Source organism: Micromonospora fiedleri (assembly GCF_016774385.1).
Classification (GTDB): domain Bacteria; phylum Actinomycetota; class Actinomycetes; order Mycobacteriales; family Micromonosporaceae; genus Micromonospora; species Micromonospora gifhornensis.
Map to the genome: position 1 here is coordinate 535844 of NZ_JAETXL010000004.1, position 22105 is coordinate 557948.

The following is a 22105-nucleotide window of genomic DNA, read 5'->3' on the forward strand; positions in this document are numbered from 1 at the left end:
GCAGCCCCGGCCACTGTCGCCCTGCGTCGAACCCCCGCGCCGTGTCGGACTGGCTAGGCCAGCCGCTCCCGGAAATGGTCGATGGTGCGTCGCAGGCCGATCTCCGGCGTCACCGTCGGCTCGTAGCCGAGCACCTCGCGGGCCAGGCTGAGATCGGGCCGGCGCATCTCCGGATCGTCGGCGCTGCGGGTGACGTACGTCACCTCAGAGCTGCTGCCGCAGAGTGACACGATCGTCTCGGCCAGTTCCCGCATGCTCATCTCGTGCTCGGTGCCGCAGTTCACCGGCCCGCTCTCGGTGGAGTCGAGCAACAGCAGGATGCCCCGGACCAGATCCGCCACGTAGCAGATCGAGCGGGTCTGGTTGCCGGTGCCGTGCACGGTGATCGGCTCACCGCGCAGCGCCTGCGAGATGAAGGTCGGGATGGCCCGTCCGTCGTCCGGCCGCATCCGGGGGCCGTAGGTGTTGAAGATGCGCACGATGGCGGTGTCCAGACCCCGACTGCGTCGGTACGCCATCGTCGCGGCCTCGGAGAAGCGCTTCGCCTCGTCGTACACGCTGCGGATGCCGATCGGGTTGACGTTGCCCCAGTACGTCTCCCGCTGCGGGTGTTCCTTCGGGTCGCCGTACGCCTCGGAGGTGGAGGCCAGCAGGAACCGGGCGCCGTCGGCGACCGCGCGGTCCAGCAGGTGCAGGGTGGCCACCGAGCCCACCCGCAGGATCTCCACCGGCAGCTTCTCGAAGTCGGTCGGGCTGGCCGGTGAGGCCATGTGCAGGATCGCGTCGAAGCGTTCCGCCAGCGCGGGATGATCCGGCAGCCCGTCGGATATGTCCGCCTCGACCAGTGTGAAGGTCGGCGTGTCGAGCAGGTGGGCGACGTTCTCCTTCGAGCCGGTGACGAAGTTGTCCACCGCGACCACCGTGCAACCGCGGGCGATCAACGCATCCACCAGGTGCGAGGGAACGAAGCCGGCGCCGCCGGTGACCAGGACCCGGTGACCGGGACCGAAACGCTGCTCAACCTTCATGCCGATCAGCCTAAAGGAGGGGCCCCCTGTTAACGCCTCGCGTACTACAGGGGGCCCCTGTTAACAGGTGTGGGTCAGTGCGCGCCGGCACCGGTGAGGGCACGCACCTCCAGTTCGGCGTACTTCTCCTCGTCGCTCTCCTTGGAGATCACCGTGCCGATCCAGCCGCAGAGGAAGCCGAACGGGATGGACAGGATGCCCGGGTTGGACAGCGGGAACCACTGCCAGTCGTGGTCCGGGAACATCGCCGTCGGCGCACCGGAGACCACCGGCGAGAAGAACACCAGCACCACGGCCGCGAGCAGACCGCCGTAGATCGCCCAGACCGCGCCGGAGGTGTTGAACCGCTTCCAGAACAGGCTGTAGAGGATCGCCGGCAGGTTGCCCGAGGCGGCCACCGCGAAGGCCAGCGCCACCAGGAACGCCACGTTCAGGTTCTGCGCGTAGATCGACAGGGCGATGGAGACCGCGCCGATCACCAGGGCGGAGATCCGGGCGACGTTCACCTCCTGCCGTTCCGACGCGGAGCCCCGCTTGACGACGTTGGCGTAGAAGTCGTGCGCCAGGCTCGACGAGGAGGCCAGGGTCAGACCCGCGACCACCGCCAGGATGGTGGCGAAGGCGACCGCTGCGATGATCGCCAGCAGTGCCGCACCGCCCAGTTCGCCGCCGAAGAAGTCGATGCCCAGGGCCTCGGCCAACTGTGGTGCGGCCGTGTTGCCGGCCCGGTCCTGCTCCCGGATGGCGTCGCCGCCGACCAACGCCGCCGCGCCGAAGCCGAGCGCCAGGGTGAGCAGGTAGAACGAGCCGATGATGCCGATCGCCCAGAGCACACTCTTGCGGGCCGCCTTCGCCGTCGGGACGGTGTAGAAGCGGATCAGGATGTGCGGCAGGCCGGCGGTGCCGAGCACCAGCGCGATACCGAGGGAGAGCAGGTCGACCTTGTTGTAGAAGGTCTGTGTCGCGTTGCCGGCGACCTCGACGCCGTACCGCAGACCCGGTTCCAGGAATGCGGTGCCCTGGCCGGAACTCGCGGCCGCGTCACCGAGCAGCGAGGAGAGGTTGAACTTGTACTTCGCCAGCACCAGCAGGGTCATCAACAGCGCGCCACCCATGAGCAGGAACGCCTTGACGATCTGGACGTAGGTGGTGCCCTTCATGCCACCCACGGTGACGTAGATGATCATGAGGGCGCCGACCATGATGATGGTCGCCACCTTGGCGGTGTCCGCGTCCATGCCCAGGAAGGTGGTGCCCGGCCGGATGCCGAGCAACAGTGCCACCAGGGCACCCGCGCCGACCATCTGCGCCAGCAGGTAGAAGATCGAGACGGTGATGGTGGAGACCGCCGCCGCCGTACGCACCGGACGCTGGCGCATCCGGAACGCCAGCACGTCGGCCATCGTGTACCGCCCGGAGTTCCGCAGCAGCTCCGCGACCAGCAGCAGCGCCACCAGCCAGGCCACCAGGAAACCGATGGAGTAGAGGAAGCCGTCGTAGCCGTAGAGCGCGATGATGCCGGCGATGCCGAGGAAGGACGCGGCGGACATGTAGTCGCCGCCGATCGCCATGCCGTTCTGGAAGCCGGAGAACGACCGGCCGCCCGCGTAGAAGTCGGTGGCGGTCTTGGTCTGCCGGCTGGCCCAGATCGTGATGGCCAGGGTCGCCGCCACGAAGGCCAGGAACAGCACGATGGTCAGGTTGCGGGCGGTGGTGTTGCCCGCCTCGGCCGCGAGGACGATTGAGTTCACGACTCACCTCCGGTGAGCTCGCCGCGGATCTTGTCGGCCACCGGGTCGATCTTCCGGTCGGCGTACCGGGAGTAGAGCCAGGCGATGAGGAAGGTGGAGACGAACTGGAGCAGGCCGAAGACCAGCGCAACATTGATGTTGCTGCCGAACAGTCGGGTGCTCATGAAGTCTCGCGCGTACGCGGAGAGGATCACGTAGAGCGCGTACCACAGGAAGAACGCGATGGTCATCGGGAAGACGAAGCCGCGCAGCGCGCGACGCAACCCGGCGAACTCGTCGGACCGTTGGACCGCGAGGTACCGCTCCGGTTCCGAGTCGGTCGGCGCGGTAGCAGGGGTGTCCGTGGACATTTGATCACCACCTTCACAGACGTCAGGAGTTTCGCGCACGGTAGAAAGCGCGCTCCCCGCCGGAGAAGAGGCAATACCGGTGCCGGTCGACGGCTGCGCCGAACGGCCGCGCTGCTGCGCTCAATGACCTGGATCACACCGCTGACCGGTAACCGCACGGCAGCGGGGCAGGTGGTTGTGCCAGCGGGCTGGTGGTGGCTCGGGTGGGACGGTTGTGGCTCGGGTGGGACGGTTGTGGCTCGGCGGGATCAGCCCAGCTCGTGGTAGCGGCCGCGATGGTGCAGCAGCGGCCCGCCGCCGTCCGTCAGCTCCACCCGCTCGATTGTCGCCTCGACCAGCAGGCTCCAGCCGTACTCCCGCGCGTCGTCGAGCCGGCATCCGGCCCAACCGCCGCCGTCGGCAGGCACCGGCCCGTACGGCGTCTCGGCCCAGCTGTCGATGGCGAACAGGCCGCCAGGGGACGGGAACAGCCCGGCGAATCGGTCGGCGAGCTGTCGATGCCCCGGGCTCAACGGTGCCACGGCGAACCGACCCGCCTCCTCGACCGCCGCCCAGAGATCCGACTCCGCGTCGATCAGGCCGAGCAACCGCCCGGGATCACCGTCGGCCACCAACGTCGAGGAAACCGTCAAACCCGCCGGCCCCGGCGCCGTCCACAGCGTCACCGGCGCGGCGAGCCGACCCCGAAACCGGCGTACGGGCGAGCGCTGGTCGGCCGGTACGGCGAACGGATCGCTGTGGTGGATCTGGGCGCCCGGCTCTGGATTCACGTGAAACATTGTGACCCGCCCTGCCTGCCCGCGTGCCCGCGCCCAGCCGACGAACCGCTGATAGAGCTCCGCCCGGTGTCGCGGCCCACCAAGCTGAGCAAGCTGGTCACCGGCCTGGAGCATGAGCGTGCCGAGGTACACCAATAGCGCGGTCCGGTCCTCGCGATACTCGATCAACATCCGCAGCCGGGCCGGCTGGCAGGGCCAGGGTGCCCCACAGGCCCGACACCGCCAGAGCGGCCGCATCGGCAGGTGCGCCACCAGCCGGGTCACGTCGCGGCCACCCGGAGCCCGGTCACGTCGCCGCTGCCGGGTCGTGGAAACAGCACCGGTGCCTCCTTCGCTTCGGGGGCCGCCCCGGTCGGGGGAATGACCGAGGCGGCCCGTCGCAGGACCGACCGCCGGGATCGTCGCCTCCACCGGTCGGGCCGCGTGTCTCCACCCTGGACTCCGAGCTGAGCCCAGGGGAGGATGCCAGCGGTTACTACCCAGCGCGTTCGCGTACTTACCGAATGGGTGAGCATGAACTTCGAAATGTGGATCAGAGCGTTGAAAGCCGCTCGCGCCGCCGCCGGGGTATCCCAGGAAGGACTCGCCGCCCTGATCAAATGGAGCCCGTCGCTGATCGCCGCCATCGAAACCGGCCGCCGCCGACCGACGATGGAGTTCGCGGTCGCCTCCGACGAGGCCCTGCACACCGGCGGCCTCCTCGCCGAACTGCTCAAGGAGGCCGACCGGGAGCGCGGCCCCTCCTGGTTCGCCGCATGGCGGGGCTACGAGCAGGAAGCCACCCGGTTGCGCGCCTTCGAACCCTGCCTGGTGCCCGGACTGCTGCAAACCGAGGCGTACGCCCGAGCCGTGATCTCTGCCGGCGGACTCCACCAGCCACCCATGGTCGACGAGTTGGTGGCCGTCCGAATGGAACGCCAACAACTCCTGCAACGGGACGACCCACCCCAGTGCGTGTTCCTGGTCGACGAGACCGCGGTGCGCCGGCCGGTGGGCAGTCCAGCAGTACTCGATGCGCAACTCGGCCAACTGTTGGCCGAAGCGGAGCGGCCACACGTCCGCCTACACATCGTGCCGCTCAGCGTCGGCGAGCATGTCGGGCTCACCGGCGGCTTTGTGCTAGCCGATCTGCCCGACGGTGAGCAGGCGATTTACCTGGAGAACGCCGCTCGGGGGCACGTCGTGAACGACCCGGAGATGATCCGTCTGATCGACCGGAAGTGGGATAGCCTGCTCGGCGAAGCACTGTCCACAAACGCCTCGCTTGACCTGCTCCGAAAGCTGAAGGTGACGTCATGACTGCTGCCGAACCCCGCTGGCGCACGGCAACCCGTTCCGGCGACACCGGTGGCAACTGCGTCGAGGTGGCGGACAACCTTCCGGGAATGGTGCTGGTGCGCGACAGCAAGGACCGCCCCGGCCCAGCGCTGACCTTCACCCCAGCCGCCTGGCAATCATTCCTCGCTTTGGCTCGCGAAGCAGCACCCTCCGCCTGGCGCTGACCTTCACCCGAGCGCGTACAAGAGGCCGGAACAGGGCCGAACACGCCAACTCGCCGTGCGCGGGTGCCGTTCAGCGGCCCAGCGGGGGTGAACGTGGTCGTAGCAAGGCCCGATCCGACAAGATCACGCTCGATATGGGATCGAGTGGTCTGTTTGCCAACACGAACCACTCGATCATAGATCGAGCGTGATCTTGTTCTAGATAACCCCTCTACAGGGCCTATAAGGGCACTTGTTCCCACATCGAGCGCGATCTTGCTGGAGGTCATTCCCTGTGAGGCCTGCGAGGGCACTTGTTCCCACATCGAGCGTGACCTTGCTGGAGGTAATCCCCTGCGGGGGCCTGCGAGGGCACCTGTTCCCGCATCGAGTGTGACTTGCTGGAGGTGATCTCCTGCGGGGCCCGCGAGTGCACCTGTACCGCATCGAGTGTGATCTTGCATCGAGGGCATGCCTCTGCGGGCCTGTGAGGGCCCGCGTGTTGCCAGATCGAGCGTGATCTTGTGCGAAGGGTGCCCCACTGGGTGGGAGGGCGCTCGACGGCGAGCGTGATCATGCTGGGGGAAGGCGGCAGTCGGGGGGTTATCCACAGGGGCAGCGCGCGGGGTGTCTGGGCTGTCACCGTCTGGGTATGTCCCGATCGCCTCGTCGGCCGCCGCAGTTGCGGGGGCGCATCTTCCGTGGTTCGCGCGCGATCTCGCGTGGCCTGCTCACCCGCAACGAGCTTCGTAGCTCCGCCTGGCGGCCGCTCTTCCGCGACGTGTACGCCGACGCCCAGTTGCCCGTCACCCACCGCACCCGGTGCGCCGCCGCAGGCCGATTGCTGATCCCCGCCGGTGCCGCGATCGCCGGTCGATCCGCTGCCGTGCTCTACGGGTGCGCCCACACCACGTTCGATGACACGGTCGACGTCCTCGTCCCGCGTGGCACACCCGCTGGTCCTGCCGCTGGGCTGCGCGTCCATCGCGGGCCTGTCGACGCGGGCGATGTTGTCGATCGGGCGGGCATCCCGGTCACCTCGCCCGTGCGCACCTGTTGGGATGTGGCGAGTTGGCTCGACCTGGTGGAGGCGGTGGTGGTCATCGACGCTCTGCTGGCACGCCAACTCACCGACGTGTCGACACTGCGTGGGTACGCTCTCGCTCGGGCGGGTCGTCGTGGCTGGCGGGCGATGCTGCGCGCGGTCGACCTGGCGGATGGCGGCGCCGAGTCGCCGCAGGAGTCCCGCGCTCGGGTTCGGCTCGTGTTGGCCGGGCTGCCGCGTCCGCGTACCCAATGGGTGGTGTCGGCCCAGGGTGATTTCCTTGCCCGTCTCGATCTTGCTTGGCCGGACTATCGGGTGGCGGTCGAGTACGACGGCCTCTGGCACGACGACCCGGCGCAGTTCGACGCGGATCGCCGACGGCTCAACCGAGTGGTCGGCGGTGACTGGATCGTCCTGCACCTGACTGCGAAGCGTCTCCGCGAGGACTTCGACGGCTTCGTCGCCGAGGTGCGGGCCACCCTGCGCTCCCGCGGCCACCGCACCGGTGCACCCCGCATCCCCGAGCAGCCCGCCCCATGACCGCCGACCCGAGACCGGCGAACGCCGAGCCGTGACCAGCGACGCCGAGCCGTGACCGGCCGCCGAGCCGCGAGCCGTGACCGGCCGCGGATCGTCAGCGGCGCGGGGTGACGGCGGTCAGCAGTTCGGGCTGGCGACGGTCGAGGGCGTCACCGGCCAGGTAGGAGCCGAGCAGTGCCACACCGACGCCGTAGAGGATGCCCAGGGGCAGACCCAACCAGAGCCAGGCGTCGCCGAGCAGCGCGGCGGCGATCACCGTGGGGAGGCCGGTCGCGGCGGTGGCGACCATGGCTACCAGGGCCAGCAGGCTCTTGGTCACCCCGGCGCCGCTGTTCATCGCGAACGGGTTGCTCGTCTCGGGCAGCGAGTACGCGGCGAGTACGGAGACGAACGAGTTGACCGCCAGCCCGGCGCCGAAGGTGGCGATCAGGGTGCCGGCCATGAAGCCTATCCAGGTCGGCTCGCCGAGGATCAACGCCATCACCACGGATACGAGGACCAGCATGGGCAGCACGTAGAGCGAGAAGGCGACCATCCGGGCACGCAACTCCAGGCGGCCGGGCACGCCGGCGATCACGTTGGCCGCGTACGCGCTGCCGTCGAAACCGAACTGGTTGGCCAGGGTCATCGCGGCCAGCAGCCCGACGAAGAGCATGGAGAGGCTGACCAGCAGCGGTGAGGTGTCGGAGGCGAGGCTGAAGCCCTGCTCGCTGTCGATGCTGAAGCCCTGCCCACCCACGTTGACCATGACCGGCACGAAGAGGCCGACCACCGCGATGGTGATCAGGTTCGCTCGCCGTCGGGCGTCCCGCCACCAGTAGCGGGCCTCCCGGGCGACCAGCGCGCCGAAGCGGTCCCGGTGCAGCCAGCCGGCCGCCCGTGGGAACAGTTGGGCCACCGCGCCGCCGCTGACCTCCGGCTTGCCCTTGGTCGGCCCGGTGCTGGCCGTACCGATCATCGCCGACTCCAACGAGCGCGACCACCAGGCCAGCAGCGCGACGATCGTCACGACGGTGATCAGGAGTTTCAGCGGTGCCGCCCAGGCCCGGCCCTGCGCCACGTCGATGCCGGCGGTCCAGGGTGCGCCGAACGGTGTCCAGCCGATCACGGTCGCCACACCGGTGAGCCGATCCCAGTCGGTGTCCCGGATCGCGGCGAGACCGGCCAGCTGCAACGGACCGAGCAGCGCGGCGGCCACCGCGAGCAGGACCGCCGCCAGGTCGCGTACCCGGCGGGACCGGAGCATGCTGGCGAAGGCGCTGGTCATCGCCCGTGCGGCGGCGACGCAGAGCAGCAGCCCGGAGATCACCCCGATCATGGCCACCGCAGCAGCGGGCCAGCCACCGAACGCCCCGGCGGTGACCACCAGGCCGGAGAGCGCCACCAGTACGGCGATCGTGGGCACGCTCACCAGCGCCGCGGCGAACAGCCCGGTGACCAGGGTCCGGCGGGTCAGCGGCAGCAGCGCGAAGCGGGCCGGGTCGAGTGTCTCGTCGACGCCGAAGAAGACCAGGGGCAGGAGCAGCCAGCCGAGCACCGTCAGGCCACCGGCGAACGCGGCGACCAGCAGCGCGTACTGGTCCTCTCCGGCGAGGCCGGGTGCCGCCAGGCCGAAGAAGGCGGTGGCCGCGAGCCAGAGCCCGACCAGCGAGCCGATCACGAACAGCACGGCCCGCCAGGCCTGGCCCCGGAAGTTGTTGCCGATCACCCGCAGCTTGAGCCGGACGAAGTGCCGCGCCTTGACCGGGCGTACGCGGCTGGCCGGTTCGGTCACCGGGACAGCCACGACAACTCCTCGCCGGTTGCCGTACGCCCGCCGACCACCTCGACGAAGACCTCCTCCAGCGAGCGCTCCCCGCGTACCTCCTCCAGGGTGCCCACCCGCTTGATGGTGCCCTCGGCGAGGATCGCCACGTGCGTGCAGAGGCGCTGCACGACCTCCATGACGTGACTGGAGAAGATCACCGTCCCGCCGCCGGTGACGTACCGCTGGAGGATGTCGCGGATCAGCGCCGCCGAGACCGGGTCGACCGCCTCGAAGGGCTCGTCCAGCACCAGCAGTCGGGGTCCGTGCAGCAGGGCGCAGGCGAGGCCGATCTTCTTCTTCATGCCGGCCGAGTAGTCCACCACCAGGGTGCGACCGGCATCGGAGAGGGCGAGCACGTCGATCAGCTCCGCCGCGCGCTGGTCGACGACCGCCGGGTCCATGCCCCGCAGCAGTCCGTGGTACGCCAGCAGCTCGGCGCCGCTGAGCCGGTCGAAGAGCCGTACGCCGTCGGGCATCACCCCGAACAACCGTTTCGCCTCGACCGGGTCGGCCCACACGTCGCGCCCGAGCACCCATGCGCTGCCGGCGTCCGGTCGCAGCAGCCCGACGGCCATCGACAGGGTGGTGGTCTTGCCCGCGCCGTTGGGGCCGAGCAGCCCGTAGAACGAGCCCGCCGGTACGTCGAGGTTCACCCCGGCCACGGCGACCTTGCTGTCGAATCGTTTGGCCAGGCCACGTAGCGCCAACGCAGGGTACTCGCCAGTCATGTGACAGACCGTAGCCGGTGCTGGCCAGCGCTCCCACAGTCGCCAGGATGAGCTTGACTCAGCCCACAGTCGGAGCGCGGGTGCCCGCTCACAGCCGGAGGCTGTCGGGGGCGTGCAGGCGGAGCATGGTGCGGCCGGTGTCGGCGGGGGTACGGCCACGGGTGGCCAGCGAGACCGCGACCATCACCGTGAAGGCCAGCGGCACCGTCCAGGCGGCCGGCTGCGCGGTGAGGGTGGCGGGCCAGCCGCTCAGCGGCGGCCCGAGCACGGTGATCAGCACCGCCGACACCGCCGCGCCGCCGCCGACCAGGATTCCGGCGGCCGCGCCCGCGTCGGTGAGCCCGCGCCACCAGATGCCGAGCACCAGCAGCGGGCAGAAGCTGGACGCGGCGACAGCGAAGGCCAGTCCGACCACCTGTGAGACGTCCAGTCCGGAGACGTTCAGCGCGAGGATCAGTGGCACCCCACCGGCGATCACCGTGGCGAGCCGGAAGCCGCGCACCGAGCCACGGCCCAGCACATCCGTGGAGATCACCCCGGCGACGCTGGTGAGCAGCCCGGACGAGGTGGACAGGAAGGCCGCGAACGCCCCGGCGGCGACCAGGGCGGCCAGTAGTCGACCGGTGGTCCCGGCACCGAGCGCCGCCTCGGGCAGCAGCACCACCACCGCGTCGGTCTGGCCGCTGACCAGCAGTTGTGGGGTGTATATCCGGCCCAGCACGCCGTAGATCGTGGGCAGCAGATAGAAGACCCCGACCAGGGCCAGCACCACCAGCGTGGTGCGGCGGGCCGCGGTGCCGTCCGGGTTGGTGTAGAAGCGGACCAGCACGTGCGGCAGCCCCATCGTGCCCAGGAAGGTGGCCAGGATGAGGGAGTACGTGGCGAACAGTCCCCGGTCGTCCGAGCCGGCGGTGCTGGGCAGCAACCAGTCGGTCGCGCTGGTGGCGACCCCGGACACCTCGGGCACCGGCTCGCCGGCCGCGAAGGTCAACTCGTCGCCGGGGTTCACCTGGCGGCTCTGCCCGTCCGGCAGGGTCAGGACGGCACGATGTTCGACCACCACGGTGGTCGCGGTCCGGAAGGTCGGCCCGTCGGGCGGGGTCACCGCCGGCCGCCCGTCGGCCTGCCACTGAAGCGCCAGAAAAATCGCGGGTACGGCGAGCGCGGTCAACTTCAGCCAGTACTGGAACGCCTGCACGAAGGTGACCGCCCGCATCCCGCCCAGCGCCACGTTGGCGGTCACCACCACCGCCACCACCAGGGCACCCACCGGGTACGGGGAACCGGCCAGGGTGGCCAGCGTCAGCCCGGCCCCCTGCAACTGCGGCACCAGGTAGAGCCAGCCGATGAAGATCACGAACACGGTGGCCAGGGTGCGCAGCCGGCGGGAGCCCAGCCGCAGTTCGCAGAAGTCGGGCAGGGTGAAGGCGCCGGAGCGGCGCAGCGGTGCGGCGACGAAGAGCAGCAGGGCCAGGTAGCCGGCCGCGAAGCCGACCGGATACCAGAGCACGTCCACGCCGTACTTGAGGATCAGCCCGGCGACACCGAGGAAGCTGGCCGCCGACAGGTACTCGCCGCCGATCGCGGCGGCGTTCCAGGTCGGGCTGACCACCCGCGAGGCGACTAGGAAGTCGGAGGTGGTGCGGGCCAGCCGCAGCCCGTAGAAGCCGATCCCGAGGGTGGCCAGGGTGACCGCCACGATCGCCGGTACGACGAGGTCGTTTGTCACCTCAACGCTCCGGCCGCTGGACCAGGTCGGTGAAGTCCTGCTCGTTGCGTTCGGCCAGCCGCACGTACGTCCAGCCGACCGCGACCAGGAACGGGAAGGAGAGCACGGCGAGCAGCAGCCAGGGCAGGTTGACACCGAGCACTGTCATCCGGCCCACCGAGGGGGCGATGGCGAACAGCCAGGGCAGTCCACCCAGCCCGACCAGGACCACCGCCGACAGTTGCAGGGCCAGCGCGAGCTGGGCGCGTACCAGGCCGCGGATCAGCGTCTCGCCGACCCGGGTCTGCTGGGTCAACTCGGTACGGGCACCGCCGGCCCGCTGTCGTCGGCCGGAGACCTCGGCCAACACCACCCGGGTACGTCTCGACGGTGGGGATTCCCGCTGGTCAGGCACACCCTGCTCGGCGGCGGCCAGGTGCTGCTCGGTCCGTTGCCCGGCTGCCCACGGCCCGGCTGCCTGCTGCTCGGGCACGCGCTGCCCGGCTGCCGCCCGGTGCTGCTCGGGTCGGCAGGATGCCGGCACTGGATCCTCGGCGGCCATTCACGGCAGTCTCGTCCGCTCGCCAGGATTGTCAAGAGCGCTGTGGACAACCTGTGGACAACGCTCCAGCCCTGTGGAAAACCCGGCGGACGAAGCCGATGCCCCCAGCCCGTTGATCATGAGGTTAGCGGCGGTCAGGGAGATCGACTTCGCCGTTAACCTCATGATCAACCAGGGTGGGGGGTGGGGTTAGCGGTTCCATTCCTGTTTTGCGGCTCGGACCAGCTTGTCCTTCAACTCGCGGGTGTGTCGTCGGCTGACCGGCAGCTCGGCGTCGTCGACCACGACCACGTAGCCGGAATTGACAAGTCGAAGCTCGGCGATCAGCCGCAACTGCACCAGGTAGGACCGGTGGATCCGGACGAAACCGGCGTCGGCCCACCGGTCGGCGAGCGTCGCCAGGGACACCCGTACCAGGTGCGAACCTTCGGTGGTGTGCAGCCGGGCGTAGTCGCCCTGCGCCTCCACCCAGCGCACGGCGGAGCGGGGCAGCATCCGGGTGGAGCCGGCCAGCTCGACGGGGATCGTCGGGTCCTCCTCGGCGCGGGCCAGGGCCGCCGGATGCGACGGCAGCACCCGTGACCCGACGACCCGACGCAGCGCCTCGGCGAGCCGCTCCGCGCGTACCGGCTTGCGGACGTAGTCGGTGGCGCCCAGGTCGAAGGCGTCCGCGGCGCCGTCGTCGTACGCGGTGACGAAGACGATCGCCGGTGGCCGGGCGAACTGACGCAACACCCGGGCCAGCTCCATCCCGTCCAGGCCGGGCATCCGGATGTCCAGGAAGATCACGTCGACCTCGTCGTCGCGGAGCACCCGCAGCGCCTCGGTGGCGTCGCCGGCCGTGTGCAGCCGCGCCACCCGGGGGTCGGTACGCAGGTGGTACGCCAACTCGTCCAGGGCCGGGGGTTCGTCGTCCACCGCCAGCACCCGCAGGAAGCCGGGCGTACCGCCGTTGCCGGTCACGAACGCGCCCGTACGCCGGGGTGGAACTTCGGCACCCGCATGCTCACCTTCGTGCCCGACCCCACGCCCGTCTCCACCACCAGGCCGAAGTCGCTGCCGAACACCGAGCGGAGTCGTTCGTCGACGTTCGAGAGGCCGACGTGCTGGCCCGGGTCGTCCCCCGGATCACCGGTGGCCCCGGCCAGCTCGGCGATTCCGGCGGTCAGTGTGCCCGGATCCATCCCCACTCCGTCGTCCTCCACCGTGATGTGACATTCGGCGCCCGCGTCCCGCGCCTCGATGCTCACCATGCCCGTGCCGGGCTTGCGCGACAACCCGTGCCGGACGGCGTTCTCCACCAACGGTTGCAGGCAGAGGAAGGGCAGGGTCACCGGCAGCACCTCCGGGGCGATCTGCAGCCGCACCTGAAGTCGGTCGCCGAAGCGGGCCCGCTCGATGGTCAGGTAGCGGTCGATCGACCGAAGCTCCTCGGCCAACGTGGTGAACTCACCGTGGGCCCGGAACGAGTAGCGGGTGAACTCGGCGAACTCCAGGATCAGCTCCCGGGCCCGCTCCGGATCGGTACGGACGAACGAGCCGATCGCGGTCAGCGCGTTGTAGATGAAGTGCGGGCTGATCTGCGCCCGCAGTGCGCGGACCTCGGCGCGGGCCAGCCGTTCCCGGGAGGAGTCCAGCTCGGCCAGGGCGAGTTGGCTGCCCGCCCAGCGGGCGGTCTCCATGGTCGCCTGCACCAGGCCCGGACCGGGCACGCCGTCGGTGACCGCGATCATGGCACCGGCCACCCGGCCCTCCGCGCCGGCCATCGGCGCCACCACCGCACCCCGGACCGCACAGTCGATGCGGTCGCAGAACAACTCGGCCTCGCCCAGCACGGTCGACCGCTCGGTGGCCACCACTCGCTGGGCCGCCGCGCGCAGTTGGTCGGTGTGGTGCGCACCACGCCCGTCGAGGGCGAGCACCTCCTCGGTGTCGGTCAACGCCAACCCCGCCGCGCCGACCAGGCCACGCAGGTGCCGGGCCGCCTTCGCCGCCCCCGCCGGGCTCAGCCCGGCCCGCAGCGGCTCGGCGGCCAACCCGGTGGTGTGCAGCACCTCGTAGGTGGCCCGTTGGCTGGCCGTGGCGATGCCCCGCCGACCACGCAGCCGAGCGACCGCGACCAGTGCCCCGGTCAGCACGACGACCAGCGACAGGACTCCGATGCCGGCCGAGAGGTTGCCACCCACGTCGATGATCCTGCTGGTTGCGGTGGCTGGAGGGAAAGAGCTGATTCAGTACGCGCCCTTGCGCGCCAGCACCACACCCACCGTGCGCCACAGGATGCTCAGGTCGTACGCCAGCGACCAGTTGTCGACGTAGTAGAGGTCCAGTCGGACGGCCTCGTCCCAGGACAGGTCGGAGCGGCCGGACACCTGCCACAGCCCGGTCATCCCGGGGCGGACCAGCAGCCGGCGGCGTACGTCGCCGAGGAAGTCGCCGTCGTCGGCGGGCAGCGGACGCGGCCCGACCAGGGACATCTCGCCCATCAGCACGTTGATCAGCTGCGGCAGTTCGTCAAGCGACGAGGCGCGCAGGAAGCGGCCCACCGGGAAGACCCGGGGATCCTGCTTCATCTTGAACAGCATGCCATCGGTCTCGTTCTGGTCGACCAGGCTGGCCAGCCGGTCCTCCGCGTCGACGTACATGGTGCGGAACTTCCACACCCGGAAGGTGCGCCCCTCGTGCCCCACCCGGGGCTGGCGGAAGAAGACCGGACCGGGATCGGAGATCCGGATGGCGATGGCGATGACGAGGAAGACCGGGATCAACGCCAGCAGACCCAGGCCGGCGGCGACCCGGTCCATCATGTTCTTGGCCAGCAACGCCGGCCCGGACAGGGTGGGCTCCTCGACGTGCAGCAGCGGCAGGCCCTCGATCGGGCGGATGTGCACCCGGGGGCCGGCGATGTCGGTCAGCTGCGGTGCCACCACCAGGTCGACGCCGGAGCCCTCCAGCTGCCAGGCCAACCGGCGCAGCTCGCCCGGCTCGGCGCTGGCCGAGCCGCAGACCGCGATCGTGTCGCCGCCGACCTCCCGCACCAGGGCCAGCACGTCACGGCCGGCGTACACCGGGACGGGGGTCTGCACTCCCTTGGCCGCAGCGTAACCGTCGGTGATGTGGATGGCGACCGGGACGAGCCCGGCGGCGGGGTTACGGGTGACCGCGGTGTAGACCTCCAGGCACTCCGGCAGGGTGCCGACCAGCACCATCCGGTGGGCCGCCTGCTGGGTGTTGCGGCGCATCACGTGCAGCACGAAGCGGGTCAGGATCCGGCCCAGCAGGATCAACAGCAGGGCCAGCAGCAGGGCGGTGCCGACGGTGAACCGGGACAGGTCGGTCTTGGTGGCGAAGGCGAGGAACGACACGGCCGCGCAGACCGCCACGCCGGCCCGGATCACCCGCTTGAACTCGTCCGGCCCGAGACCGAGACAGCGCCGGTCATAGGCCCCGCTGAACCACAGAATGGTCAGCCAGCCCAGCGGCAGCAGCAGGAAGGCCACCGTGTGGAACCAGGTCGGGTCGTTCTGGGCCTCGTGGAAACCGGCGGTGGCCTGGTCGAAGGTGCGGATCGCGGTGAAGCTGGCGAACGCCGCCGCCGCGAAGTCGAGCAGCAGCAGAATCGCGGTGTACGGCCGATGCCAGCGGGAGACACGTCGTCGAGCCCGCGCCCACGCCGAGCGGGGTACGCCGTTGTGCGACGGCGGGTTCGGCGGCTGGATCTCGAAGCTGTCGACGTGCCGCACGAGTCTGCTCCGGCCTTCGTTGGTTACCGGGCGCTGGAGGCTTGTCGTCACCTCACCCATGTCCTCCCGCATGACCCGCACCGCTTACTCGCCGTAAGGGCCCGAGTCGCCCACCGTTCCAGTTTCCCACGCGGATTCCGCCTCGACGCCGACCCGAGAGACATTGCGTGACGGACTCGTGTTCGCCTGGGATCTGGCCGGCTCCACGCCATCCGGAAGCCGGGGACCGAGCCACTATACCGATGGATGGCGGCCCGGGAAGAGTGCCGGACCGTGGTTGCGCACCCCGCGTCCGATTCCGCTCCGTAGTCAAGCGTGTCGTTACTCACCGTACAAGTCTGGACAGCCTTCGGTCAGCAAGGGGTTTGCCGCCGGTCTGACAGGTCGGGCAGTACTGGAGGCTCGAATCGGCGAAGGAGACCTCGCGTACGGTGTCGCCGCAGACCGGGCAGGGCAGCCCCGTACGGGCGTGCACCTTCAGCCCGGAGCGCTTCTCACCCTTCAGTTCCGCGGCCCGCTGCCCCAGCGAGCGGGTGACCGCGTCGCCGAGCACCCGCCGGGTGGCCGCGTGCAGCGTCGCCATCTGGTCGTCGGTGAGCCGGTCGGTCAGGGCGAACGGTGACAGCTTCGCCGCGTGCAGGATCTCGTCCGAGTACGCGTTGCCCACCCCGGCCAGCACCGCCTGGTCGGTGAGCACCCCCTTGAGCTGTCCCCGGCGGCTCCGCAACGCCCCGGCGAAGGCGGCCAGGTCGGCCGAGAGCGCGTCCGGGCCGAGCTTGGCTACTCCGGGCACCGCCTGCGGATCGGTCACCAGGTACACGGCGAGCTTCTTCTGCGTACCGGCCTCGGTCAGGTCGAAACCGGAACCGTCGTCCAGGCGGGCCCGCAGCGCGATCGGGCCCTTGCCCGGCCGGAGCGGGACGGTCGAGGCGAACGCCTCCCGGTAGTGCAGCCAACCGGCCCGGGCCAGGTGCACCACCAGGTGCAGGTCACCGTCGAAGACGACGTCGAGGAACTTGCCGTGCCGGCGGGCGTCGGTCACCGACCGGCCGGTGACCGCGGTCAGCGCCGGATCGTACGTCTTCAGGGCGCTGATCGCGACGGCCTCCAACCGCTCGACGCGGCGGCCCACCGCGCGCTGTCGCAGGTAACCCGCGAGCGCCTCCACCTCCGGTAGTTCGGGCATCGTCCAACGGTAGCCTTCTTTCCCGTGAGCGCGAGGAATGAGCTTGCGAGTCCCGCAGTCGTGAACGAAAGACGAATCCCGTGAAAATCGTGGTGGCGCACAACCGGTACCGGGAAGCTCAGCCCTCCGGTGAGAACACCATCGTCGACGCGGAGATCGCCCAGCTCACCGCCGCCGGTGTGGAGGTGCTGCCCTTCCTGCGCAGCTCCGACGAGATCCCGTCGATGCCGAAGACGGCGAAGGCCCTGCTGCCGATCTCCCCGATGTACGCGCCGAAGGCGCAGGCCGACCTGTCCCGGCTGCTCACCGAGCACCGGCCGGACGTGCTGCACCTGCACAACCCGTACCCGCTGCTCTCGCCCTGGGTGGTGCGGACCGCGCACAAGCACGGCGTGCCGGTGGTGCAGACGGTGCACAACTACCGCCAGGTCTGCTCCTCGGGGCTGTACTTCCGCGACGGGGTGATCTGCCAGGACTGCCGGGGGCGGGCGCTGGGGGTGCCGGCGGTGGTGCACCGCTGCTACCGGGGGTCGCGGGCGCAGAGCGCGCTGATGGCCACCACCCTGGCCGTGCACCGGGGCACCTGGAAGTCGGTGGACCGGTTCATCGCGCTGACCAGCGCGGTCGCCGACCATCTGCGCGACTACGGCATCCCGGACTCCCGGATCGTGGTGAAGCCGAACGGCATTCCCGATCCGGACACCCCGGCCCCGCTCGGTCAGGGCTTCCTCTTCCTCGGCCGACTCTCCCCGGAGAAGGGGCTCGGCCTGCTGCTGGAGGCCTGGCGTCGGCACCCCGACGGTGCGCTCGGGCCGCTGCGGGTGGCCGGTGACGGTGAGTTGCGTCCGCTGGTCGAGGCGGCGGCGGCCGAACGCGCCGACGTGACCTTCCTCGGCCCGCTGGACCGGGCCGGGGTCCGCTCGGCACTGGCGGCGAGCGCCGTGGTGTTGGCCACCTCCACCTGGCACGACGTGCTGCCCACGGTGATCATCGAGGCGTTGGCCAGCGGCCGTCCGGTCCTCGGCACGGCGCTGGGTGGCATCCCGTACCTGGTCGGTGCGGACACCCCGCGCGAGCCCGCCGGCACCGGCCCGGCGGTGATCGCCTCGGCCCCTGCCCCGGCCAGCCCCGGCGGACCGGCTGCTTCAGGCGGGCCGGGTGGTGTCGGTGGCATGGCCGGTCTGGGCAGTGCCTCCGGGGTGGCGTCCGCGCTGCCGGCCGGGGTCCTGGCCGGTGAGGCCGGTTGGGTGGTGCCGCCGGAGCCGGCGGCGCTCGCCGCCGCGCTGCCGCTGGCCGCCGCCGGCGCCGCCGCACTCGCCGCCCCCGCCCGGTCCCGCTACGAGCGCGTCTTCCACCCCGACGTGGTCACCGAGCAACTCCTGGCCGTGTACGCGGGGCTCGCGCGTTGATCGACTTCGTTACGCCGTAGTAGCGGTATCCGGACAGGTGGGATACCGCCACTACGGCGTAACAGTGTCGATCACCCCGCTAGGCCACCTCACGCACCGCAGCGGCCGCGTCTGCCGCTGATCTCCTGATCAACAGGGGGTCGGGGTGGGGTTGGGGGTTAGTACGAGGTGAGCTTGTAGGAGTGGAACTGGCCGGGGCTCCAGCCCCGCCAGATGCCGAGCCCCAGTCCGTAGCCGGTGCAGTCGTCACTCGCGTAGGCGATGGCGTACACGGGGGTCCAGGCGATGGAGGTGACCGCGTCCTGCATCGGGTGGCAGAGGTCATCGACTTCGGTGTGTCGGGCGACCACGTAGGCGCTGTTCGCGGTGTACAAGACCAGGCCCTGGTCAGGCGACTTGAACGGCTCCCGCTCCGGTGCGGTGGCGGCGGCCGGGGTGGCGGCCACCGAGGTGGTCAGGGCTACGGCGGCGAGAACCGAGGCAGCCCGCTTGGCGGTTTTGCGCATGAGGTCTCCCAAAGAGGGTGGGTGGTGTGGGGAGGGATGACATCAGCTTCGACATGAAGCGATCTTCATCTATGAGGATCTTTCCAGGCGTTGATTGAGGTGTCAACAATTGTCGATCGCCTCGAAGTCGGCGCAGCGGAAGCACTCTGGACCGGATCGGGCTGCCCTGAAACCTCACACCCGCGTGGCGATCAGCCGGTGCACCAGCCCGCTACCCGACGCGTTAATAGCGGATCCTCCCTGATGCCGCTGTTTGGCGGAACGGAGTGAATCAACGCTCGCGGGATCAGCGCAGCGAGGCGCGGGCGGAGAAGGTGATGCGTCGAGCAGGGGAGAGCGCCGACCACGGCGAACGTCGCGATCACTCGGAACGCGGGCGTGGGTCTTCGGTGGCGGCCATGAGCCGAACGCCACCGACGACCAGTCAAATGGGCTAGTACGAGGTCAGCTTGTAGGAGAGGAAATCGCCGGGGTGCCAGCCCTGCCAGCCGCTGAGAGCCAACCCGTAGCCGGTGCAGTCGTCACTCGCGTAGGCGATGGCGTTGACGTGGGTCCAGGCGATCAAGGTGACCGCGTCCTGCATCGGGTGGCAGAGGTCATCGACTTCGGTGTGCCGGGCGACCACGTAGGCGGTGTGTGCGGTGTACATGACCAGGCCCTGGTCAGGCACCTTGAACGGTTCCCGGTCCGCCTCGGTGGCGGCCGCGGGCGCGGCGGCGAGGGTAGTGGTCAGGGCTGCGGCGGCGAGAACCGAGGCAATCCGCTTGGCGGTTTTGCGCATGAGGTCTCCCAAAAGGGGTGGGTGGTGGTGCGGGAGGGAAGTGGCATCAGCTTCGACATGAAGTGATGACCATCTATGCGAATCTTCCCAGGCGTTGAAGTGTCAACAATTGTTGATCACCTCGAAATTGGCGCAGCGAAAGGGCCCTTCCTCACAGCGAAGCGCGGGCGGAGAAGGCGATGCTGGCGAGCAGGAATCCGCCGTTGACCACGGTGAACGCCACGATCACCCAGAACACCAGCGCCGGGGCGACGGCCAGCACCAGCGCCGCCGCGAAGATCACCGCGCCGTAGTCGCGGACCAGCTTGACCAGGCGTACGGGCAGCGAGGTCGAGGTGACCATGCTTGCCGCGTTCGGGCCGGACTGCATCACCGAGGTGACCAGGTTGACCATCCAACTCCCGGCGAACACGGCCACCAGCCACACCGGCGTCGAGGGACGCTGCGCCACCGCGGTCGCGGACAACGCGGCGACCAGGGCGATCTGCGCCGCCACGTCACAGAGCACATCCACCCGGGCACCGGCTGCACTGCCCTGACCGGTCACCCGGGCCAACTGGCCGTCGGCGCAGTCCAGGGCGTACGCCACCTGCCAGCCGACCAGCGCGAGCAACCCGACCAGCCAGGCCGGTACGTCCCCGGCGGCGACCGGGCCGGCGAGGGCGACCACGGTCGCCGAGGTGGCCAGCCCGAGCACCAGGTTGGTGATGGTCAGTACGGTCGGCCGCAGCCCGAGTCGCTGGGCGACAAGCGCGAAGACCGCACCGATCCACTGGCTGACCGACTCGCTGAACAGGCCACCACCCCGGTTCACCCGGTGGAAGTCGGCGACCGTGGGGCGGGACGGCTCAGCCAAGGTGCTCACGGAGGGCGTCAACGTAATCTCCCAGCCGGGTACGGAGGTCGTCAGCGGACAGCGCAAGGTGTTCAAGGATGGTGTAGCGGTCCGGCCGGGTACGCGGCGCAAAGGCGACCGCCTCGACGAACTGCTCGTCGGTGAGACCCAACTCGCTCGGCCGGGTGGAGAGGCCGTGCCGGTGCAGGCAGCGGGCGAGCTGGCCGAAGCGCTCCAGGTCACCACGGAGGAAGGTGCAGAACAGCGCACCCAGGCCGACCTGCTCGCCGTGCGAGCCGGTGCCCGGGTAGAGGTGGTCGATGGCGTGCGAGATCTCGTGGTCGCCGCCGCTGGCCGGTCGGCTGGAACCACAGACCGACATCGAGATGCCGCCGAGGATCAGCGCCTCGGCCAACGTGGTCAGGAACGCGTCGTCGGTGATCTTGCCGGGGTGGTTGACCAGGGCCTCCGCCCCGGTCCGGGCCAGCGTCAGGGCCAGCCCGTCGATCGGCTCGTCGCGTACCTGATGGGCCAGCTCCCAGTCGGCGCAGGCGCTGAGGTTGCTCACCGCGTCGCCGATGCCGGCCTGGGTCTGCCGATCCGGGCCGTTCTCCACGAAATCGAGGTCGACCAGGACGGCGATCGGGATGTGCACGCCGTACGACCCCTTGCCGCCCTCGTGGCTCAGCGAGGCCACCGGGGAGGCGATGCCGTCGTTGGCGAGGCTGGTCGCCACGGTGACCATCGGGAGGGCGTAGCGGGTGGCGGCGTACTTGGCCGTGTCGATGGTCTTGCCGCCACCGATGCCGACGACCGCGTCGTAGTGCCGGCGGCGGAGCTGATCACCCAGCTCGTTGGCCGAGTCGACGGTGCCGCCGCTGACCGTGAAGATGTCGGCCGATCCGAGCGAGGGCCGGCACATCTCGGCGATCTTCTCGCCCTGCCCGGGGCCGACCACCACCGCGACGTCGCCGCCGCCGGAGATGCGCCGGTCGGCGAGCAGCGCGCCGAGGTCCGTCACCGCACCGCGGCGGACCTCGATCGACAGCGGCGTCGTGACGGTACGGGCTAGTAACGGCACGCGATCTCCCGAGCCCGAGCCAGGTCGGCGTGGTTGTCGACCTCGACCCAGGACACGTCACCGATCGGAGCGGCCCGCACCTCGCCACCCCGGTCGGCGAACTCCTGGTAACCGTCCTCGTAGTACAGGTTCGGGTCGCGTCGCCAGGTCGCCTCCAGCGCATCGGCGAGCGCCTCGGCCACCTGCGGCTCGATCAACGTCGCGCCGATGTACTCGCCGTACGCCTCGGCCGGGTCCATCAGCTTGGTGATCCGGGTGAGCTGGCCGGCTGCGTCGAAGGTGGTCTTCATCTCCTCCTCCGCCAGCGCCTTGATGTTGTCGATGGCCAGCAGAACACCGGGACCACGCTCGGCGAGCAGCGTCTTCTCCACGCTCACCGGGTGCACCGTGTCACCGTTGACCAGCAGTACGCCCCGGGCGAACCAGTCCCGGGCCAGCCAGAGGGAGTACGCGTTGTTCCACTCCTCGGCCTTGTCGTTGTGCACGAGGGTGATCGTGACGCCGTACCGGCGCTCCAGCTCGGCCTGACGTTCCCGGACGGCGTCCGCGGCGTACCCGACCACCACCACGACGTCCGTGAGTCCCACCTCGGCCAGGTTGCGCAGGGCGATGTCGAGGATGGTGATCTCGCCATCCACCGGCACCAGCGCCTTCGGCAGCGTGTCGGTGTACGGGCGCAGCCGGCGACCCGCGCCAGCCGCCAGCACCATTCCGACCATGCCGGTACCAGTCTCTGTCTTCACGGCGTTCACCGGAGGAGGATAGCGCCGTCCCGAGGGCGGCCG

The 22105-nt window shown here is 70.0% G+C and carries 21 protein-coding genes; 4 read left to right on the top strand and 17 right to left on the bottom strand.

The genetic code is table 11. The features are described from left to right. Nucleotides 1-53: 53 nt before the first annotated feature. The 4 genes from JMF97_RS13445 to JMF97_RS13460 all read right to left on the bottom strand — a co-directional run bounded on the left by JMF97_RS13445 (nucleotide 54) and on the right by JMF97_RS13460 (nucleotide 4073). Nucleotides 54-1028: an NAD-dependent epimerase/dehydratase family protein gene (locus tag JMF97_RS13445; RefSeq protein ID WP_203221856.1), complete on the bottom strand. Its 975-nt coding sequence runs from the start codon at nucleotides 1026-1028 to the stop codon at nucleotides 54-56. Between the two features lie 74 nt (nucleotides 1029-1102). After that, the gene (locus tag JMF97_RS13450) at nucleotides 1103-2779 is read right to left on the bottom strand and encodes a monocarboxylic acid transporter (protein ID WP_307816898.1); all 1677 of its coding nucleotides are present in this window, start codon (nucleotides 2777-2779) and stop codon (nucleotides 1103-1105) included. Continuing rightward, on the bottom strand, nucleotides 2776-3129 hold the full coding sequence (locus JMF97_RS13455; protein WP_203221857.1) for a DUF485 domain-containing protein: 354 nt from the start codon (nucleotides 3127-3129) through the stop codon (nucleotides 2776-2778). The genes JMF97_RS13450 and JMF97_RS13455 overlap by 4 nt, the downstream gene beginning before the upstream one ends. Before the next feature lie 248 nt (nucleotides 3130-3377). Beyond that, nucleotides 3378-4073: a flavin reductase family protein gene (locus JMF97_RS13460; RefSeq protein ID WP_203221993.1), complete on the bottom strand. Its 696-nt coding sequence runs from the start codon at nucleotides 4071-4073 to the stop codon at nucleotides 3378-3380. A gap of 348 nt (nucleotides 4074-4421) precedes the next feature. Here JMF97_RS13460 and JMF97_RS13465 point away from each other — a divergent pair, with 348 nt between their 5' ends. From JMF97_RS13465 to JMF97_RS13475, 3 genes are all read left to right on the top strand, one after another. After that, nucleotides 4422-5207: a helix-turn-helix domain-containing protein gene (locus JMF97_RS13465; protein ID WP_203221858.1), complete on the top strand. Its 786-nt coding sequence runs from the start codon at nucleotides 4422-4424 to the stop codon at nucleotides 5205-5207. Then, the gene (locus JMF97_RS13470) at nucleotides 5204-5410 is read left to right on the top strand and encodes a DUF397 domain-containing protein (protein ID WP_203221859.1); all 207 of its coding nucleotides are present in this window, start codon (nucleotides 5204-5206) and stop codon (nucleotides 5408-5410) included. Before JMF97_RS13465 ends, JMF97_RS13470 begins: the two co-directional genes overlap by 4 nt. 631 nt (nucleotides 5411-6041) lie before the next feature. Further along, nucleotides 6042-6974 (top strand): type IV toxin-antitoxin system AbiEi family antitoxin, encoded by a 933-nt coding sequence (locus JMF97_RS13475; protein WP_203221860.1) that lies wholly within the window; start codon nucleotides 6042-6044, stop codon nucleotides 6972-6974. Between the two features lie 94 nt (nucleotides 6975-7068). On the opposite strand, the gene JMF97_RS13480 is transcribed toward JMF97_RS13475, so the two are convergent. The 8 genes from JMF97_RS13480 to JMF97_RS13515 all read right to left on the bottom strand — a co-directional run bounded on the left by JMF97_RS13480 (nucleotide 7069) and on the right by JMF97_RS13515 (nucleotide 16708). After that, nucleotides 7069-8760: an ABC transporter permease gene (locus JMF97_RS13480; RefSeq protein WP_203221861.1), complete on the bottom strand. Its 1692-nt coding sequence runs from the start codon at nucleotides 8758-8760 to the stop codon at nucleotides 7069-7071. Beyond that, nucleotides 8745-9509 (bottom strand): ABC transporter ATP-binding protein, encoded by a 765-nt coding sequence (locus JMF97_RS13485; RefSeq protein WP_203221862.1) that lies wholly within the window; start codon nucleotides 9507-9509, stop codon nucleotides 8745-8747. Before JMF97_RS13485 ends, JMF97_RS13480 begins: the two co-directional genes overlap by 16 nt. An 88-nt stretch (nucleotides 9510-9597) precedes the next feature. Further along, complete coding sequence (locus JMF97_RS13490) at nucleotides 9598-11238, bottom strand: sodium/solute symporter (protein ID WP_013736511.1); 1641 nt, start codon at nucleotides 11236-11238, stop codon at nucleotides 9598-9600. Nucleotide 11239: 1 nt separating this feature from the next. Next, nucleotides 11240-11653 carry a hypothetical protein gene (locus JMF97_RS13495; RefSeq protein WP_238359395.1) on the bottom strand — a complete coding sequence of 138 codons (414 nt, stop codon included), beginning with the start codon at nucleotides 11651-11653 and terminating at the stop codon, nucleotides 11240-11242. Between the two features lie 315 nt (nucleotides 11654-11968). Beyond that, the gene (locus tag JMF97_RS13500) at nucleotides 11969-12742 is read right to left on the bottom strand and encodes a LytR/AlgR family response regulator transcription factor (RefSeq protein WP_203221863.1); all 774 of its coding nucleotides are present in this window, start codon (nucleotides 12740-12742) and stop codon (nucleotides 11969-11971) included. After that, nucleotides 12739-13965 carry a sensor histidine kinase gene (locus JMF97_RS13505; protein ID WP_013736508.1) on the bottom strand — a complete coding sequence of 409 codons (1227 nt, stop codon included), beginning with the start codon at nucleotides 13963-13965 and terminating at the stop codon, nucleotides 12739-12741. Before JMF97_RS13505 ends, JMF97_RS13500 begins: the two co-directional genes overlap by 4 nt. Before the next feature lie 45 nt (nucleotides 13966-14010). Further along, entirely contained in the window at nucleotides 14011-15582 is a 1572-nt protein-coding gene (locus tag JMF97_RS13510) for a sugar transferase (protein ID WP_203221995.1), read from the bottom strand. Nucleotides 15583-15847: 265 nt separating this feature from the next. Next, a complete protein-coding gene (locus JMF97_RS13515; RefSeq protein ID WP_013736506.1) occupies nucleotides 15848-16708 on the bottom strand; it encodes an Fpg/Nei family DNA glycosylase in 861 nt (286 codons plus the stop codon). Between the two features lie 80 nt (nucleotides 16709-16788). On the opposite strand from JMF97_RS13515, the gene JMF97_RS13520 reads away from it, so the two are divergent. Beyond that, on the top strand, nucleotides 16789-18117 hold the full coding sequence (locus JMF97_RS13520; protein ID WP_203221864.1) for a glycosyltransferase: 1329 nt from the start codon (nucleotides 16789-16791) through the stop codon (nucleotides 18115-18117). Between the two features lie 158 nt (nucleotides 18118-18275). Here JMF97_RS13520 and JMF97_RS13525 read toward each other — a convergent pair whose 3' ends face one another. From JMF97_RS13525 to JMF97_RS13545, 5 genes are all read right to left on the bottom strand, one after another. After that, nucleotides 18276-18623, bottom strand: a complete 348-nt coding sequence (locus JMF97_RS13525) for a hypothetical protein (RefSeq protein ID WP_203221865.1) — start codon at nucleotides 18621-18623, stop codon at nucleotides 18276-18278. A 433-nt stretch (nucleotides 18624-19056) separates the two neighbouring features. Next, nucleotides 19057-19404 (bottom strand): hypothetical protein, encoded by a 348-nt coding sequence (locus JMF97_RS13530; protein ID WP_203221866.1) that lies wholly within the window; start codon nucleotides 19402-19404, stop codon nucleotides 19057-19059. A 151-nt stretch (nucleotides 19405-19555) separates the two neighbouring features. Next, nucleotides 19556-20269 carry a CDP-alcohol phosphatidyltransferase family protein gene (locus JMF97_RS13535; protein ID WP_203221867.1) on the bottom strand — a complete coding sequence of 238 codons (714 nt, stop codon included), beginning with the start codon at nucleotides 20267-20269 and terminating at the stop codon, nucleotides 19556-19558. Then, nucleotides 20253-21320, bottom strand: a complete 1068-nt coding sequence (locus JMF97_RS13540) for an iron-containing alcohol dehydrogenase family protein (RefSeq protein ID WP_043722342.1) — start codon at nucleotides 21318-21320, stop codon at nucleotides 20253-20255. The genes JMF97_RS13535 and JMF97_RS13540 overlap by 17 nt, the downstream gene beginning before the upstream one ends. Then, nucleotides 21308-22039 (bottom strand): phosphocholine cytidylyltransferase family protein, encoded by a 732-nt coding sequence (locus tag JMF97_RS13545; protein ID WP_203221996.1) that lies wholly within the window; start codon nucleotides 22037-22039, stop codon nucleotides 21308-21310. The genes JMF97_RS13540 and JMF97_RS13545 overlap by 13 nt, the downstream gene beginning before the upstream one ends. Nucleotides 22040-22105: the final 66 nt, after the last annotated feature.